This window comes from Vibrio sp. Vb1574 (genome assembly GCF_033338675.1).
Genome location: NZ_JAWOTC010000035.1, coordinates 19,722 through 38,130 on the forward strand (window position 1 = coordinate 19,722; position 18,409 = coordinate 38,130).

An 18,409-nucleotide genomic window follows, 5' to 3' on the forward strand; every position below is an offset into this window, starting at 1 on the left:
CTACTGATCTGACTTCTTCCCCTTGAAATCATTTCAACAAGCCCTATTTACAGTTTTGTATTTTATTACTTTAATTATCTATGAGTTTTGCTTACCCTTTTAGCTATTAATAAAATTATTAGTTAGCACTATGTCTAAGAGCAATTTAATAACTAACACTGGACACCGCTTTATTTCTAAAGGCAAGACAGCCTTTAAGATACATATCCATACCCCCGAGGATACGGTACTACACCGCTCGGTAGGATTTGTTCGTATTGGAGAAAAGAAAGGCTTACAAAAAGCCATTAAGCTGAGAAACGAGTTAGGCCGGCAAATGTGGGGCAAATTCTGGCGACGTCTTTTGAAAGACCCTTACCTAATGACTAGGCTTCCACATAGTGTTGAGCCTAAAATCGTTCACAAGCCTAACCCTACTCTTGAAAACCCTGACAACCGAGATACGTGTTACATCGCCAAGTGGCGAGAGTTCAATGATGACGGTGAGTATAAATATAAAACGGTGGTTCGCTCTATTAGTAAGTACGGCAAACTTGCCGCCTACATGCAAACCAAAAAAGCGTTGTTAGAAGCACATAAAGATAACTTGGAGATCCTGACATTTATGGGGCGTTTAAACAGCATTGATCTTAAGTAATACCTGGCCACTTTGAACATTTCAGTCAGTTTTTTGAAGAGAAATAAAAAGCCCCAAAGAGCGAACTCTTTGGGGCTTTCAGCTTCAGTCTTCTATACTACGGTCGAATAGGAGCTTATTGCTGAACTTGGTATTCAAATTCTGGAACAACGACTTCTACGCGACGGTTTTGTTGACGACCTTCACGAGTGTCGTTTGAAGCGATTGGGTTGTTTTCACCTTCGCCACGAGCTTGGATACGTGATGAATCAATACCTTTTTCAACGAGTGCGTTAGCAACAGACTCAGCACGTTTTTCAGAAACTTTTAGGTTGTAAGCTGCTGGACCAGACGTATCTGTGTAACCTACAACTTCAACGTTCGCTTGTGGGTGCTCGTTTAGGAAAGCAACTAGGTTATCAAGTTTTGCAGCGCTCTCTGGTTTTAGAGTTGTGCTGTTTAGATCGAAGCTACCTGTGCCAATTGTTTGAGTTTCGAATGTTTTCGTAACTACAACTGGCTCTTCTACCACTTCTTCTACAACCACTTCTTCAACAACAACTGGCTCTTCTACGATTACTGGCTCATCGTTGCCGCCGAATTTGAAAGAAACACCTAGTGTTGCAGTGTTACCTGTCGCACGAGTTACATCGTTGCTGATGTCAGTCAGTGTTTGGTATTCCGCACGAGCTGTTACGTTTTGGCTTAGGTTGAATTCAAGACCAGCTGCGCCTAGGTAAGAGTAATCATCTTTGCCATCAAACATTACGTAAGCGCCACCCACTTTACCGTAAAGTGCGATGTCTTCAGTGATTGGTAGGCTAAATTTAGGAGCAAGAGTGATTGCTTCTACGTGGCCACCGAAAGAAGTTTGGTTAAAATCACCGATGTTGTCGAAACCCGCTTCTACTGCGAAGTATTTATTCATTTCGTAACCAACAAAAGCGCCAAGAGTAGAATCGTCTTTGTCACAAGCCTGGCCCGCTACACACGCGTCTTCCATCCATGACTTACCCATCTTACCACCAACGTATACTTCTGCTTGTGCTGCTGAAGCCATAAGTAGAGACGCTGAAATTACCGCTGCTAATTTTTTCATTATTGATTCCTCTAAAGAAGTTCTTTTGTTAGATGCCGAAATGCGCCGTCTGACTGACGTTGTATTTCAATTCTTTTTATTCATTCCTTGAGTGAGATACTTAGTCAGCTTCTTTTTATGCACATGCATTTTTTTTATGGAAGCAACTTACGTACATTTCCTGTTCAGAGATACATATCGCCATCTCGGTATCGCTGACGGGATGAACTATAACGCTAAGAAATCGCGAGAAAAATCCCAATTCTGTCAATTTATTGTCATCAAAAATCTCGACAACATGTGATCTTAAGCAAAAAAATCCCCACGCAACCACGACGCAAACGTTTGCTTTAATTTTTTGAACAACATAGCTAAAGCAAAGGTTTTTCTTAAAAATGAGACAAATAAAATGGAACTTTAAGGAGCATGGATAAAAATCAATCAGATATTTGATATGTAATCGCTCGTTTTTTATTCACGCCAACGATATTTGGATTAAAAAATCTTATCCATATTGAGGTAAATTACAGGTGAAACCATCTCTTCATTCACCAATATGAGAGAAAGTTTCTCGTTATCTAAATTGAAGATACAAAAAAGCCGCGGTTGCTCACCGCGGCTTTGTGACTATTTATTCAAAAGAACGTTCAGTTCAAAGCAATTATGCGTTTGCTTCACGCTCAGCAATGAACTCAAGCGCCATCTTAATGCGAGCAATACAACGCTCTTTTCCAACCAGCTCCATTACTGCATCGACAGAAGGAGACTGACCGCCGCCTGTTACAGCAACACGTAATGGCATACCGATTTTGCCCATGCCGATTTCCAACTCTTCACATACTGCTGCGATAACGCCATCTTTGATGTTAGCTGTCGTCCATTCAGTTAGTGCTTCCACTTTCGCTAATGCAAGTTCTAGAGGCTCTTTAGCCACGCCACGCAGGTGTTTCTTCGCTGCGCCCGCTTCAAACTCAGAGAAATCTTCATAGAAGTAACGGATTTGCTCAGCTAGCTCAACTAGCGTGTTGCAACGCTCACCCACTAGCTTGATCACGTCAGTGATAGCAGGACCATTCGTTACGTCTAGTTTTTGTTGCTCTAGATGCCATTGTAGATGCTCAGCAACGTACGCAGGATCTGAGTTCTTGATGTAGTGGTTGTTCAACCATTGCAGTTTGTCAGTGTTAAAAGCAGACGCTGACTTAGATACTGCGTTTAGGCTAAATAGATTGATCATCTCTTCTTGAGAGAAGATTTCTTGGTCACCATGAGACCAACCAAGGCGCACTAGGTAGTTGTTTAGTGCCGCAGGCAGGTAGCCCATATCGCGGTATTGCATAACTGATACAGCGCCGTGACGTTTAGACAGTTTCGCGCCATCATCACCCAGGATCATTGCACAGTGTGCAAATGTAGGTACTGGGGCACCTAGTGCTTCGTAGATGTTGATTTGACGAGGCGTGTTGTTGATGTGGTCTTCGCCACGAACAACGTGAGTGATACCCATGTCCCAGTCATCCACTACTACACAGAAGTTGTAAGTAGGTGAACCGTCAGTACGACGAATGATTAGGTCATCCATTTGATCGTTGCGGATTTCAATGCGACCACGGATTTGATCATCAAATACTACGCTGCCTTCTTTCGGGTTACGGAAACGGATAACACATGGATCGCCATCTTTTGCCGCTTCGTTTGCTGCTTTGATTTTTGGATGGTTAGCATCGTAGCGAGGCATTTCTTTATTTGCTTCTTGCTCTGCACGGATTTCATCTAGCAGCTCTTTAGAGGCGTAACATTTGTAAGCTTTGTCTTCAGCAAGAAGCTTATCAACCATTTCGTTGTAACGGTCAAAACGTTGAGTTTGGTAGTAAGGACCTTCATCCCACTCCAAGCCTAGCCATTCCATGCCTTCAAGAATTGCATCAACCGCTTCCTGAGAGTTACGCTCAAGGTCTGTATCTTCGATACGTAGAACGAATTCACCACCTTGGTTTTTAGCGTATAGCCAAGAGTAAAGTGCAGTACGCGCACCACCAACGTGTAGATAGCCAGTTGGGCTAGGAGCAAAACGAGTTTTAACCGTCATTTGAGTTCCTTAGGGGTAATGAGCAACGAGAGATCTCTCGTTGTAATGTCAAGGATAAAAGTGGCGACATTTTACCACCGTAAGTCAATTCTACAATCGGTTTGACAACAGAAATAAAAACAGGGCAGAACCAAAAAGGCACAGCCCTGCTATTTACTGTTAAAGCACAAGGCGAAATTACTTCAGGTTACGCATTGCCCATTGCATAAATTCTTGCTGCTCTTCACGGCTCAATTCATTAAACGATGCTTTGATTGTTTTGGTTTCCGCTGGAGAAGACGCAATGCTTGCCTTAGTCGATTCTTTATTCATTGCGTTATTATAGTCGGCAACTTCTCGTTCGTAATCACGAAAACCTTGCAAACCACCTTTACGAAGTTGAACCATAGAGAATGCCACTTCTTTTCCGTTTTTGTCTTTCAATACCACTTTAGGATCGAGTTCGAAGGCTCTCGCCTCTTCAATAGTACGGAATGTTTGATAAGTCATAGAAAGCTCGGTGTCTTTTTCTGCACCAAACTCTAATACTAGTGGCTGCGAATCGAATTTACGGCGCTTTCCATCTTCAAATACAATTTGTCCAACCGTTACCGCCAATTGGTTTTCCCCATCTTTTAACTCGATGCTGTTATTCTTGGATATCCACTCAGGGTAGACGAACTCGCCGTTGAGAACGCGAGGGACTAATTCAGATTGCAGAGTGAGTTGAGCAGCAAAAGCTGGCGCCGAAAGCATTGCGCAAAGTCCGAGAAGTGTCGTTGTTTTTTTCATCATGGTTTCTCACTTTATACCAATTTAGATAAGCCTCTAAAACTTACAGGCCAGTCATTTCAAAGGCTTATTTGAATAAGTATCAAGATAAAAAGGGCGTTTCCGCCCTTTTAGCTGCTTCTTTAGTTAGAAGTAGTATTCAACACCTACAGAGAACTCGTCGTAGTCAGCAGACTTCCAACGTGCTTCTGTTGGTTTATCTAATTGAGACGCACCGTCGCCAAAGTCTAGAGTACGAGCACGTACGTACAGCACTGCCGATGGGTCTACGAAATACATAACTTGTGCTGATAACACATCGTCCGCTGTATCGTTAATTTTCTTACCATCACGCTCTAGATCAAAGTTAGCGGCGTAAGCCAGTTTGTATTGCCAATCACCCGTGGTGTACATGATAGCGGCAGACATTGCATCTTGCTTTTCACTCACACCATTGCTTGCGTCCGCCTCCATGTATTTGTATTGGGCGAAGAAAGAGATCCCGTTATCAAACCAGCCTTGTGCCCCTACCAAGTACGTGTTGTTTTCCCACGTTTGGCTTTCCATCTTGATATTACGGTTACCTTCATATGCCGCATCTAACTGGATAGGACCAATTTTGTAGTGTGCTGCGATACCACCCCAGTAGTCATCCCCTTCACCTAGACCTGCTTTATCACCTGCACCAGCTGCGATATCTAGGGAGAATTTGTCAGCAAACATTGGAGAGTCCCAGCGGATAGTGTTTGATTGACGGTCTTGGTACTTGGCGCCACCAATAGCACCACCCCAGTCGTATACATCGCCCAGGCCAGGGTTAAATGCTGGCCAGTCAACCAATTCGTACATAGGTGTCAAAACGCGACCCAGGCGAATTTGCCCCCAAGATGCACTTTCAAAACCGACGAATGTGTCACGTTCACCAAGACCTGCGCCCTCGCCACCAAAGCTAGGGTCTACATAACCGCCTTCGATTTGCCAAATAAAAGTAGGGTCGAAGTTAGCAAATTGTTTCTTACCACGGAAACCGATACGAGATTCGTTGTTTAGCTGCATGCCACCCAAGTCATCGTCCGTTGCTTTGCTGCCAGAATCGTAATCGCGGTACGCGGCCTGCATCGCGATGATCCCGTAAACTTCATAAGAAAATGAATCTTTGGTTAGAAACTCTTTTGCTGCGTCACTGTTTGCACCATCAGCAAATGCAGCACCACTGAACATCATGCCGGTAATTGCCGTGGCAAGTAGGCTTTTCTTTAGGTAAGACATTATAAACCCCTATATTTTTAGTTTTTTCCATTTTCAAATTCACTAACTAGGACATGGCAGGAACTTGAAACAGTGTTTGGACGGGGCAAATATGACAAACTTTTTTCGCACTAAAAAACTTTCCCTACAGCAATCTGAGCGACTTCAAAATGAGAAGATAAAAAATAAAATAAATCAATAAAAAACAATTATTTAACATCAACTATAAAAAATAAAAAACGTTAAAAGTACGTTTTGACACTGAACTGACATTGAGAGCATCTAAAAAACGTGAGCGACTTCATTCATCTTTTAGGTGTTTTAACGGAACTTTATATTCAAAGAGAAAAAACCTTGAGATCACTCGCAAGTAAAATGACCGTGCACTTGTGGGATTCGAGAGATTTTGACGAAATTGTTGTGAGTAGCAAATGGGTATTGACCTTACCCTTGCAGGAAGGTTTAAGCTCATAGCATCACTACTATTGAGGTGCAGATTATGTATCAGTTAGTTATACCTTTATCAGGGCTCAACTGCATGGGCTGTGCGAGAAAAGTTGAGAAGGCTTTACATGCAAATCACGATGTGGAGATCCTCAATTTGTCCCCGACGCAAGTAGAGGTCAAAACCGAGTCTTCTCTTAAAGAGCTCGTCTCGTCGATTGAATCTCTTGGTTACCAAGCAGGAAATCACTACGAACTAAACCTTTCAGGCTTAAGCTGTGGCGGCTGCGTCAAAAAACTTTCATCTTTATTAGAATCTAATCAAGACGTTATTTCTTTTGAGGCTTCAACAACGCACTTAGAGATTCGTACCCTCCTCTCCGAGCAACAAGTGATCGACTTAATAGCAACACTCGGCTATACCGCCGACCTTGATTCTGTTGAAGTAGAGAACGAAAGCTCACCAGAGACCGAACAGGTAGAAAAGCAAAGCAATATTAAAGATACGCAGGTGCCACCAGCGAGTATTCAATTGCAAATGCTGATTCAAGGCATGACGTGTGCGAGTTGCGTCTCTTCAGTAGAGAAAGCACTTACTAACGTAGAAGGCGTTGAGAAAGCACAGGTCAACCTCGCAGAACAAAGCGCACTAGTATTCGCAAGCCAAGACTCTGATGACCTCCTTAACGCAATTGTTGAATCGGTAAAACAAGCCGGTTACCAAGCAGAGATCCTACAAGACGCCGCAACCCAGCAAGAAAAGCAAGCACAGCAACAACGTCAGCAACAAAAACGCTTTAAACTGGATGCTATTGCTGGTCTTGTCGTCGGTGCCCCTTTAATGATTTGGGGCGTTGCTGGCGGCAATATGATGATTCGCAACACCAACGACCAATTAGCTTGGGGAGTGATCGGTATCGTATGTTTACTCCTTCTTGCCACAGCAGGGAAACACTTCTTCAGTAACGCTTGGTTAGCTGCTACTCACAAGCGCGCCACCATGGACACGTTAGTCGCGCTCGGTACTGGCGCAGCGTGGTTCTATTCGATGCTTGTGGTGATTTTCCCAGGCTGGTTCCCTCTTGCTTCACGCCACGTGTACTTTGAAGCGAGTGCAATGATCATCGGCTTAATTTCTCTTGGTCACTATATAGAAGCAAAAGCCAAAGCAAACACAACACGCTCATTGCAAGCTCTGATTAACCTGCAACCTCAGCAAGCTACGGTAATCACGGAACAAGGCGATCAACAAATAACGGTTGAGCAAATCACGCTAGGCATGAAACTGCGTATCAAACCAGGCGAGAAAGTGCCTGTTGATGGTGTTGTGATTCAAGGTGAATCATACATTGATGAGTCGATGCTCACTGGTGAACCAGTACCAGTGTTAAAAGCGCAAGAGGCTCAAGTGTCTGCTGGGACATTAAATACCGATGGTGGATTAGTCATTGAGGCAACGGGCATTGGCGCAAATACCATGCTGGCTCGTATCATCCGCATGGTGCGCACAGCGCAAAGCAGTAAGCCAGCCATCGCGAAACTGGCAGACCAGATTTCATCGGTGTTTGTCCCTGTCGTTGTTGGCATAGCAATACTGGCCGCGCTCGTTTGGTTTGCCGTTGGCCCAGAGCCAAAAGCGAGTTATATGCTGGTGGTCACCACAACCGTCCTGATCATCGCCTGCCCTTGCGCTCTAGGCTTAGCAACCCCACTTTCTGTCACGGTGGGAGTGGGTAAAGCCGCAGAGCTCGGCATTCTGATCAAAGACGCCGACGCCCTTCAATTGGCAAGCAAAGTCGACACGGTTGTATTCGACAAAACTGGCACGCTTACCCAAGGTAAACCTAGCGTTCAGCAAGTGTTTACTCACGCCACCAGCCAAGAAGATCTATTGGCTTTAGCGTATGCGGCAGAGCGTCAGTCTGAGCACCCACTGGCAAAAGCGGTATGTGATTACGCCAAACGACACGACGCAAAGGGTGTCTCATTAGACAAGTTTGAGAACGTTCGCGGGCGCGGCATTTGGGCGACGTATCAAGATAAACCGCTGCTCATTGGTTCGCTTCAATTTATGCAAGCAGAGAACGTCGAGACCAGCGCACTAAAACCCGCCATCGATGAATGCGCAAAAAATGCGTGGACTCCGGTAGCTGTGGCATTGAACGGCGAACTGATCGGTCTGATCGCCATTGCCGACCCGATCAAATCAGATGCGAAACAAGCGCTCTCTGCATTAAAATCGCAAGGCATCAAAACGGTAATGCTGACGGGCGATAACCAACACGTTGCCAATGCTATCGGCCAAGAACTTGGTATTGATGAAGTGATTGCCCAAGTAATGCCAGATGAGAAAGCTCAGCACATTGAGCAACTTCAATCTCAAGGACATGTCGTGGCAATGGTGGGGGATGGCATTAACGACGCCCCTGCTCTCGCGTTATCCAACCTAGGTATTGCCATGGGTAGCGGCAGTGATGTCGTCATTGAAAGTTCGCAAATGACCATCCTGAACACGTCACCAATGGCGGTAGTACATGCGATTGAACTCTCTCGCGCTACACTTAAGAACATGAAGCAAAACCTATTTGGTGCCTTTGTTTACAACTCGTTGGGTATTCCAGTTGCCGCTGGTGTGCTTTACCCAGCGTTTGGATTTTTGCTCAGTCCTGTTGTCGCAGGAGCGGCAATGGCACTGTCTTCAATTACTGTCGTTAGTAATGCAAATCGACTACGACTGTTTTCAGTAAAATAACCACTTCTTTTTGAGGGTATTATGAAGTTGAAACTATTGACCTTTGCAATGCTTGCGACCGTGTCCGCCAACGTATTGGCAGCCGATGTCATTAACCATAAATCGCCATACTGTGGCTGTTGTGGAGAATGGACAAAACACATGGAAGAGAACGGCTTTACGGTCGAAGAAAAATTGCACGATGACATGAACGCCATCAAACGCGATCTAGGCATCAAGAATGAACAGCTTTACTCTTGCCACACGGCAGAGATCAACGGCTATCTGTTTGAAGGTCACATTCCAGCCGAAGACATTAAAGCGTTTTTGAAAAATCCACTACGTAACGCAAAAGGCCTATCAGTACCGGGCATGCCAATGGGCTCCCCTGGTATGGAATATGGCGACAAAAAAGACAGCTACACCGTTTACGCCTTTAACGAAAAAGGACAAGTGTTCGAATATAGCCACCACGAAGGCAACGGCAAATAAAAACAAAGCCCAGCGAGACAAACCGCTGGGCTTTTTCTTAATGGATAGTTAAGACAAATATAAAATTAGAAGCCGTAAGAGGCACCAAATACAAAAGCGTTATTCACTAGGCTGTCACCACTCGCGTTTTCTGCACCGTGTGCTTGACTACGGAACTCAAAGTAAGGTTGAACACCTTTACGAGTCCACGTTGCACGAAGCTCGTGGTCCATGGTTTCCGCTTCAATCATGTAGACGTTGTTGTAGCTTAGCGTCACATCCTCATTCATCACGTAACCGATGCGGTTGTCCATGCGGTAATCTGTATCCGCATCTGCGTCTGTCGCATCAATGTGCGCACGAGTACGGTTACTTAAGGAGATGCCGTTATCGAAGTTGTAACCGATCTTAACCAATGGACGGTACTGTACGTTCTCGCCAGCAGAGAATAGGTGTTGGTAACCCGCGGCAACCCATAAATGATCGGTAATATTAAATGACTGCTCACCACCCACAGTGATTGCTGGTGTTGTGTTACCTGCGCCACCGTTTTCTGTTTCCAGTTTACCCAACTGAATACCATCAAATTCGGTGTAAACCGTAAAGCCGCCGAATTGGTTATCAAAAGTATGACCAGCTTCCAGTGTAGACGTAACGTCCGAACCATGAATTCGACCATCATCGTGGAATTGAACATTACCTGTTACGTAAGAAGAACCAGCAAAAGCGCTAGAAGCGAAAGCGAGAGAAAGAGCACTCAGTGCAAAAATGTTTTTCATAATTACTGCCTTTATTTATTCACGTTATGCGATAGTTTTAGAGGGCATCTCTTCCCTTTTATCGCAAACTTTGGAATGTGCCTCCTTGGCGTTCGCAATATTGTTTTAATTAATTCGCGATGGAAAATAAAACATTTTAAAAAGTGATCTTGTTCAAACCGAGCTCAACAACCCTGATAAAAACATGGGAAATACAGGCACTTATCGTATTTTTATAAAATTATTCAAAAAATAGAAGTGTGATCATAAACAGGTTGTTTATTGATATTTAGCAGATTAAGTCGATCCAGTTCACAATAACCTTGACCATTACAACCAAAAACTTATTTATCAATGAAAAATAATTAGACATCGATCACGCTTAATTTCCTCAAAAAATAAAGAAAGCCCCAACATGATGTTGAGGCTTTGCCAAAAAATTAACTTACAAGAATCGAGTTATTTCACGCTGGTCACTCGACTTGCTTTCTCACCGGTTGCTGACACAGAACGGATAAACACTTCACCTTTCACATTTGGACGAGCATTATCTGCGTAAGTTAGCCAGTTCTTGCCGTCTAGAGAGTATTGAAGCTTCACACCCGGGAACTGAACGTTCATTGCCAGTTTACCCTCTTCAACTTTCGCGCCTGGTACAGGTAGGCGGTAGTCGATACCCGCTTTTTCTAGCTTAGCCAGTTCGCGTTGGCCAAGTAGGTTCGCAAAGCGGTTGTAGTCTTGGTTTAGCGCAGCTTTGTTTACTAGGTTAGAGTTTTGCGAGTATTCAACACCCACTTTGTAGTCGTTTTCCCAATCAGCACGGTGCCATGCACGTTCAGCGGCTGCCAGTACGCGAGGGAATACCATGTACTCGTATTGCTCGTCGTTACGTACTGTCTCAGACCACAGCTGTGCTGATAGACCATAGAAAGGTTTCGCTTTGATTTCACCTTTACCAGTGAAGCCGTTACCATCGCGGTCTACAGAGGTTTCTGCGTTCTGAGGCATGTTCTCTGGTGCAAAACCAAACATCTTACGAGTATCTGTTGCACGCGTCGCCCAGTAGTAACCACGCTCTTTCGGGTCAACTTCGTACGGCATGTCCATGTATACGTAGTCTGGGTTAGAAACGATAACGTCGTAACCTTTCTTAGACCATTCGTACACTGATGATGTGCCACCCCAGTAAAGAACGTCCCAGAAGTTAACACGCGTGTTTTCTGTTGCGAACGCTTTCTCACCTTCACTGTACTTAAGGCCATCTTGCCAAGCTTGGAAGTTTGGAATGCCTCTCTCTGCCACCATCTTCGACACTTCTTCTGCAAAGTGGCTTGGTAGATGAGCAAAATCGCTTACCGTACCGTCTGCAATTAGCGTCTGACATTGTGGTGACTGTGCGAATGGCTTGTCTTGCTTAGACAAATCAATGTTACCCTTCCAGCTTACTTTGTCTTCTGCGTTGATGTCTTGCAGACCAGCGCCTAGCTTGATGTTCTTCGCTTCGTCACCACCAAAGTGCCATGTTGTTAGCGGCGTGCCCGCTTCTTGGTGCATTGCTGCTACTTCTGAAATCACTTTATCAACAAAGCGAGTTGAAGATTCCATACATGGGTTGATGAAGCTTTGCTTGTTGTAGAACTGAACCGTTGTTACGTTCGATGTATCTTGAGGATCCATCAGGCGGTACTCGTTCGCTTCTGCTTCTTTACCTTCTTCCATTAGACGGTCGTAACGTGCTTCCATTGATACCACTGCTGCACGAGCGTGTGCTGGCATATCGATTTCAGGAATCACTTCGATGTTACGCGCTTTCGCGTACTTCAAGATGTCCACGTAGTCTGCTTTGCTGAAGAAGCCAGAACCAAAGTTGTCTGTCGTTGCACCTGAGCCAAGCTGAGGCAGTAAACAGCTTTTCTCTTCCAAATCGAAACAACGGTTAGCACCCACTTCAGTCAGCTCAGGCAGACCCGGGATTTCTAAACGCCAGCCTTCATCATCCGTTAGGTGAAGGTGTAGTTTGTTCATCTTGTACGCGGCCATTTGGTCAAGCGTTGCAAGAATCGCGTCTTTAGAGTGGAAGTTACGAGCCACGTCCACCATCACACCACGGTAATCAAAACGCGGCGCATCTTTAATAGACAGTTGTGGTAGAGAATCAGCATTTTGGCTATCTACCAGGCCAAAGATAGATTGTACTGCGTAGAAAGCACCTGCTTGGTCAAACGCTTTAATCGCAATACTGTCGCCTTTGATGCTCATTTCGTAAGCACCAGATTTTGCCAATTCACCGGTGAAGTCTGCAGGAACAACAGTGATGCTTACAGGAAGATCACCACGAACATCCACACCTACCACTTCTGCACGACCTTGAATTGCTGCGTATTGAGCCGCATCGAATGCGTCTTTAGGCAGCGCAATACCCGCCGCGATATCTACCGTACCTTTACCTGCTTCAACAGACATTGGCGTTGGTAGTAACGTGGTTGATACGTCTTGTTTTGCTAGATCTTCGTTCTTCTCGAAACGAGACACAGCGCTCGCAAATACGTTGTTGTCATCTGGCGTACGTTTTAGGTTGTTACCCTCAAGGCCAGTCACGAAAGATGCAACGTCTTCTGTGTTAAGAGAAGCGATCATCTTAGGCTCTGCATTTGGTGCAGCAACGAAAGCGCCTGGCATGAAGTCAGTTTCAAATAACTGCCAGTATTCAGCAACAAGAGGAAGCACAACCTCTTCACCCGCAGCAAAACCATCAAACTTATCTGTTGGTTCTAGTTTGTGTAGATCACCCGTTACGCGAGAGATTTTAAACTGTTCGTTTTCAACATCCAGAATCAGACGAATGCTATGGAAGTAAATAGCCCAATCTTTTGAGTCAACCGCTTCACCTTGGTTAACCAGCGTCATGTTTACCTTGTTACAAGACGCCCACTCTGCCCCCATGTCTTGACACGCAAGACCTTCATTTGCGCCGTGGTTAGTCAACACTTCATATTGAATATCAAGGTTATCAGCCAATGAGTTTACAACTTGTTGTTCAGAGCTTTGCAGCGCAGAGCAACCTGCTAATGTAGTGATAACAGAAACAGCAATCAGACTAGGTTTAAACATCTTACTTCCCCAAAAAAGTCAGTGGTTCAAAACGACAATGATAAAAATCTCGGCCCCTCAAATGCGAGGTGCCTAACCGTTACATTCAACATACAACCTGTTATTTCTAAGCGTAAAATAAATAGAAATAGGAAGTGATCCAGCTCAAAAAATGACACTCAGCAAAAACAATAAAAACCTAATTTTCATGGAGTTACAATACACGTCAAAATCGAACAACTTGTTTTGACGAGTTTGCTGCGATCTAGGTCACTTATATTCATGAGTTACGACTGATTTTGTAAGATTTGGATCACGCCTAATTATTTTGTGAACCATTAGTAAGCGAATTACCTATTTACCTTTCGTGAAGTGACTCTCATTTATTCGTCGTCAAAACTCGTCAATATTTTTAGAAATGACGATTTTGTCGAATACCCCACTGGAGAAATTGCACTTAACCTCACGCTATTTTGCGTATAAAGTTTAAAGGTATCTTATCTGAGGACCATTCTATGTTTCGTCTCTTGACGCTCATATCATCTCTACTTGTTACTTTGACTCCTTTTTCCTCTTATGCAGAGCCACAGCATTGGTTAGCGAAAAAAGGGGAAACCGAACTTATGATTATTGGCTCGGTACATGTGGGGGATAAAACGATGTACCCACTCCCTAGAACGGTCATCCAGCATTTAAGCCAAAGCGCAGGGTTGATTATTGAAGCAGACGTCAGGAATTCTGAAGGCTTGGTTTACCCACAAACAACCATTCTTTCTAAAGATGTTTTAGACAGAGCTCAACGTCGCCACTTAATTGAAATTGCCCAAGATTTAGGTTTGCCAGAAACTCAACTCCTAAATTCCCCACCTTGGATGGCGGCATTCACCATCCAACTCGCTTTAGTCAACAAACTGGGGTATGTCTCTGATAAAGGGGTCGACATGCACTTAATAGGACTCGCTGATAAAAAGCAAATCCCGGTCATTCCACTGGAGTCCGTGCAATTCCAAATCGATTTAATCGCAGGTCAATCAGAAGGCGGTAAAGAGATACTTCTCTCATCAATTGAAGAATATGATGGCGGAGAAGAGTTGGTTCAATGCTTGATAGAGAGTTGGAAGAGTGGTGATGGTAGCATGTTGGTCGAAGCCTCTTTGACCGATCATACAACAGAAGAGTTTAACCAAGCCTTTTTATACGAGCGTAATCGAGATTGGGCTAAAAAACTCGACACTGGCAGTGTTCTACCTCAGCAATCGGGTCGTTACACCGTTGTTGTTGGTGGCTTGCATTTAGTAGGTAAAGATAACCTGATTGAACTGCTTAAAAATCGGGGATTTAACATCAAACCACTGGGTAAGACGCGCCAAGCAAATTGTGATATCTAGTGATTGTTTGAAAAATGCCATTTAAATACAATTATTTAAATACAACCATTTAAAATTCATTCAAACTTTCTTATAAAACGCCGTTAAGCTAAGTGGATACAAAACAACTCATATGAAATTTAAATATTTATTCCTATACACGATTGGAATTATGCTCACTTCTTCGCTGTCTTATGCTAAACCGCCATGCAACGTAGAAGCTTTTCAAGCTATTGATATAACTCCGGAAGTAAAAGGCGGTGTTTTAGATAAAGAGAGTGGTCAATTTCTTATTACCGAAAAACCAATGATGCGTTGCGCGAACATCACGTTTTCAACAGCCCACACTCGAAATCGCGTTGCACATATGATGAACCAAGGCTTTGAAGCGGTTTACTATGATGGAAATACAAGCAAATCTCACTCAGTAACGTTTGATGAAGACGATTTAAAAGCGGGTTACGTCAAGATTGGGCCAAATCACCCAAAGACCGCTTATGTCTGTTTCACTACTTCTGAAACTCCTATCAATACTATCTCGTGTGACATCAAGTAATAAATTTACTCGCTCTAAAAAATGAAAAGGCCCTACATTTCTGTAGAGCCTTTTTCTCAATATGTGTCGATGAAGAGCCATATTCTAACTTCAGGCGAACCCCATTTGGTTCGCTACTATCAAAGTCAAATTTGCTGCCGCTAAAACGACGAAAGCCTGCTCATTGAGCAGGCTTTCTGAAAGTGGTCGGTGAAGAGGGATTCGAACCCCCGACCCTCTGGTCCCAAACCAGATGCGCTACCAAGCTGCGCTATTCACCGAGATGTTTAACTGAGGAATTGTCCCCGTCAACGAATGCGTATATTACGGATTCTGAACTGTGGCGCAAGTGCTTTTTACAAAAAAACCTTAGGTCTTAATTCGTTTGATGAATAACTGAACACTAGCACGTAAAATGTGACTGATAACTCACAACAAAATACAGTTTATTAACCTTAGCAACATAATTGATCCAGATCAGTGTGCAACAAGACACCGCCATTTAGTTTATTCCTGTCGGGAACATCTTGGAGGAAACGTATGGACTTTTGGCTTGATCTCCTATTTGGTAATGCAGTGGGTCTATCGTCAATGATAGTAATTTTTGGGGCAATTGGTCTGATGTTATTTTACGGCGGTTTCTTCATATACAAGATCATGAACGACAAATCTCCTCACTAGATCTCGCTTAGCTCTAGAAACGCTTTGCACCGGAGTCGGTTACTTGCCTACTCCGGTTTTTTATTTGATCTCAATGCACCACTCATTGATATAATCCTATTATTCTTCCCTGTTCTTAATGAGATTACTGCTATGTCTCACGACGACGATTTTGATCTATTTCAACAGATGATGGGCGATGTAAAGCCAATCACTCAAGACACCACCGAACACAAAAAAGTACACCAAGTAACAGAAGCACAGCTCGCAAAACGCGAAGCAGCAATCTGGTTAACGGAAGATGACCCAGAATACCTATCACTTGATCACGCTGAAATGCTCAAGCCAGAGGACTTTGTTGAGTTCAAACGTGATGGTGTACAGGACGGGGTTTACCGCAAACTTCGCCTTGGTAAGTATCCAATCCAAGCTCGCTTGGATTTGCACCGTAAAACATTGAAAGAAGCACGTGATGAAGTCGTGACGTTTTTAAAGCAATGCCTATCAATGGACATTAGAACGGTCGTTATCGTCCATGGTCGAGGAGAACGCTCAAATCCACCTGCAATGATGAAAAGCTTTGTTAGCAGTTGGCTACGACAAATAAAGGAAGTCCAATGCGTCCATAGTGCGCAACGCTTTCACGGTGGAACTGGAGCCGTTTACGTCCTACTTAGAAAAAGTGCGGAAAAGAAATTAGAAACCCGCGAACGTCACCAAAAACGGTTAGGCTAAATTTCACCCTAATGCTAGAATGCCCGCCCTTATTCTTCCTTCCCCTTAAAGGAAGGGAGCTTCATTCGCCGTTGTGAAACGTTAGGAGACAAAAATGTCACAAGACAACGCTAAACGATTAAATAAATTCATCAGTGAAACGGGGTTTTGCTCACGCCGTGAAGCAGACAGACTAATTGAGCAAGGCCGTGTCACCATTAATGGCAACAAACCTGAAATGGGGACAAAAGTGCTACCTGGTGATGATGTTTGTGTGGATGGTAAGCCAGTGGCAGCAAAAGAGAAGCCGATTTATATCGCTCTCAATAAACCAACAGGCATCACCTGTACAACTGAGAGAGACGTCCCTGGAAACATCGTTGATTTCATCGGCCACCAAAAACGTATCTTTCCGATCGGCCGCTTAGACAAACCCTCTGATGGTCTGATCTTTTTGACCAACGATGGCGACATCGTGAACAAAATCCTTCGCGCAGGCAACAGCCACGAAAAAGAGTACGTCGTACGCGTGGACAAGCCAATTACAGGCGAGTTTCTCAAACAGATGTCGAGTGGCGTTAAGATTCTCGACACAGTCACCCTACCTTGTAAGGTAACAAAAGAGACTAAATTCTCTTTCCGTATTGTGCTCACTCAAGGACTTAACCGTCAGATCCGTCGCATGTGTGAAGCGCTGGGCTATGAAGTATTCAAGCTGCGTCGCGTTCGCATCATGAATATCTCTCTTGATGGTATTCCGAATGGAAAATGGCGTTATCTAAGTGACGAAGAAGTGGCAGAGATCCTAGCAATGTGTGAAGGCTCGGTAGGTACAGAAGAAGCATCAAAAACAGACTCTAGAGGTCGCAACATTCGTAAAGCGACCGACGCGAAGCTGTTTGATAGCCGTGAAGAAAACCAAGATTCTACTGCTCGTCGTAACCAGAAGACACGAACTTTCCGCGGTAACAATGCTGATGAATTCCGTCATGCACCAAACTCGAAAAAAGGTCAACAAAAGCGTCGTCAGCGTGATGATGAAGGCGGACGTCCAGCTAAAGAACATTACAAAGCGAAATCACAAGGTGAACGCAGCAGACCGCAAGGCGAGCATGGTAAATCGCACCGTAAACCAGATGCATCGAGCAATACGCATTCAGCAAACAAGCCTCAATCACTGAGTAAGCCTAAGCAGCATTACATGAACCCAAATGCCGCGAAACCAAGCAAACCAAGCAAACCAAGCAAACCAGCTAAACGCACTGGTGGTACATTGAGTCTGAAGAAGTAACGCTTCACTGACAGGCAAGATCAAAAAAGGACGCTCATGAGCGTCCTTTTTATTTGTCATGAGTTTACAAACAAAGAGGTGCAAACTGACCACGAGTTAAGCTCAGCAAATCTCTCGGGGCTAACTCAATTTCTAAACCACGTTTACCAGCACTCACACAGATTTTGTCTTGCTCTGCTGCGCTTTCGTGCAAAAAAGTAGGTAAGGCTTTCTTCTGCCCTAGTGGGCTAATTCCACCAACGACATAACCTGTGGTCTTTTGGGCGATTTCCGGATCAGCCATATCGGCCTTTTTGCCCTTCGCTGCTTTCGCCGCCAGTTTTAGGTTCAGCTTTTGATCAACAGGGATAATCGCAACCGCAAGGTTCTTTGGCTCCCCGTTCAAGCAGAACAGCAAGGTTTTAAATACTGTTTTCGGATCCTGCCCCAGTACTTCAGCAGCCTCCAAGCCATAACTATCGGCTCTAGGGTCATGCTCATACTGATGAATCGTGTGTGGAATTTTTTTCTTTTTCGCAAGATTAATGGCCGGAGTCATCAAGATTCTCCTCATAAAAACAAAAAGCG

The 18,409-nt window shown here is 44.2% G+C and carries 15 protein-coding genes and 1 tRNA gene; 8 read left to right on the forward strand and 8 right to left on the reverse strand.

Features of this window, described 5'->3' with window-relative positions; all coding sequences use genetic code 11:
- The first annotated feature begins 130 nt into the window (after positions 1–130).
- A complete protein-coding gene (locus R7O12_RS18035) occupies positions 131–637 on the forward strand; it encodes a hypothetical protein (protein ID WP_005382011.1) in 507 nt (168 codons plus the stop codon).
- 115 nt (positions 638–752) lie between these two features.
- Here the strand turns inward: R7O12_RS18035 and R7O12_RS18040 are convergent, their stop codons facing one another.
- The 4 genes from R7O12_RS18040 to chiP form a co-directional block, all read right to left on the reverse strand.
- On the reverse strand, positions 753–1,715 hold the full coding sequence (locus tag R7O12_RS18040) for an OmpA family protein (RefSeq protein ID WP_005382010.1): 963 nt from the start codon (positions 1,713–1,715) through the stop codon (positions 753–755).
- A gap of 640 nt (positions 1,716–2,355) precedes the next feature.
- The gene (gene gltX / locus R7O12_RS18045; RefSeq protein WP_318126194.1) at positions 2,356–3,783 is read right to left on the reverse strand and encodes a glutamate--tRNA ligase; all 1,428 of its coding nucleotides are present in this window, start codon (positions 3,781–3,783) and stop codon (positions 2,356–2,358) included.
- A gap of 177 nt (positions 3,784–3,960) precedes the next feature.
- The gene (locus R7O12_RS18050) at positions 3,961–4,557 is read right to left on the reverse strand and encodes a DUF2057 domain-containing protein (protein WP_318126196.1); all 597 of its coding nucleotides are present in this window, start codon (positions 4,555–4,557) and stop codon (positions 3,961–3,963) included.
- A gap of 123 nt (positions 4,558–4,680) precedes the next feature.
- The gene (chiP, locus tag R7O12_RS18055) at positions 4,681–5,802 is read right to left on the reverse strand and encodes a chitoporin (protein ID WP_318126198.1); all 1,122 of its coding nucleotides are present in this window, start codon (positions 5,800–5,802) and stop codon (positions 4,681–4,683) included.
- Between the two features lie 478 nt (positions 5,803–6,280).
- Here chiP and R7O12_RS18060 point away from each other — a divergent pair, with 478 nt between their 5' ends.
- Complete coding sequence (locus tag R7O12_RS18060) at positions 6,281–8,977, forward strand: copper-translocating P-type ATPase (protein WP_318126200.1); 2,697 nt, start codon at positions 6,281–6,283, stop codon at positions 8,975–8,977.
- Positions 8,978–8,998: 21 nt separating this feature from the next.
- A complete protein-coding gene (locus R7O12_RS18065; protein ID WP_017819980.1) occupies positions 8,999–9,448 on the forward strand; it encodes a DUF411 domain-containing protein in 450 nt (149 codons plus the stop codon).
- Between the two features lie 65 nt (positions 9,449–9,513).
- On the opposite strand, the gene R7O12_RS18070 is transcribed toward R7O12_RS18065, so the two are convergent.
- Both R7O12_RS18070 and R7O12_RS18075 read right to left on the reverse strand, forming a co-directional pair.
- Complete coding sequence (locus R7O12_RS18070) at positions 9,514–10,206, reverse strand: oligogalacturonate-specific porin KdgM family protein (protein WP_005382004.1); 693 nt, start codon at positions 10,204–10,206, stop codon at positions 9,514–9,516.
- A 438-nt stretch (positions 10,207–10,644) separates the two neighbouring features.
- Entirely contained in the window at positions 10,645–13,296 is a 2,652-nt protein-coding gene (locus tag R7O12_RS18075) for a beta-N-acetylhexosaminidase (RefSeq protein WP_318126202.1), read from the reverse strand.
- Positions 13,297–13,790: 494 nt separating this feature from the next.
- Between R7O12_RS18075 and R7O12_RS18080 the strand changes: the two genes are divergently transcribed.
- A complete protein-coding gene (locus tag R7O12_RS18080; RefSeq protein ID WP_005382001.1) occupies positions 13,791–14,663 on the forward strand; it encodes a TraB/GumN family protein in 873 nt (290 codons plus the stop codon).
- 151 nt (positions 14,664–14,814) lie between these two features.
- Positions 14,815–15,198, forward strand: a complete 384-nt coding sequence (locus tag R7O12_RS18085; RefSeq protein ID WP_005384085.1) for a hypothetical protein — start codon at positions 14,815–14,817, stop codon at positions 15,196–15,198.
- A 183-nt stretch (positions 15,199–15,381) separates the two neighbouring features.
- On the opposite strand, the gene R7O12_RS18090 is transcribed toward R7O12_RS18085, so the two are convergent.
- Positions 15,382–15,458 (reverse strand) — tRNA-Pro (locus R7O12_RS18090).
- A 259-nt stretch (positions 15,459–15,717) separates the two neighbouring features.
- Between R7O12_RS18090 and R7O12_RS18095 the strand changes: the two genes are divergently transcribed.
- From R7O12_RS18095 to rluF, 3 genes are all read left to right on the forward strand, one after another.
- Positions 15,718–15,858, forward strand: a complete 141-nt coding sequence (locus tag R7O12_RS18095) for a DUF3149 domain-containing protein (RefSeq protein ID WP_005382236.1) — start codon at positions 15,718–15,720, stop codon at positions 15,856–15,858.
- 132 nt (positions 15,859–15,990) lie between these two features.
- A complete protein-coding gene (smrA, locus tag R7O12_RS18100) occupies positions 15,991–16,572 on the forward strand; it encodes a DNA endonuclease SmrA (RefSeq protein ID WP_005382233.1) in 582 nt (193 codons plus the stop codon).
- Between the two features lie 94 nt (positions 16,573–16,666).
- The gene (rluF, locus tag R7O12_RS18105; RefSeq protein WP_318126204.1) at positions 16,667–17,842 is read left to right on the forward strand and encodes a 23S rRNA pseudouridine(2604) synthase RluF; all 1,176 of its coding nucleotides are present in this window, start codon (positions 16,667–16,669) and stop codon (positions 17,840–17,842) included.
- Positions 17,843–17,906: 64 nt separating this feature from the next.
- Here rluF and ybaK read toward each other — a convergent pair whose 3' ends face one another.
- Positions 17,907–18,380: a Cys-tRNA(Pro) deacylase gene (gene ybaK / locus R7O12_RS18110; RefSeq protein WP_005384092.1), complete on the reverse strand. Its 474-nt coding sequence runs from the start codon at positions 18,378–18,380 to the stop codon at positions 17,907–17,909.
- Positions 18,381–18,409: the final 29 nt, after the last annotated feature.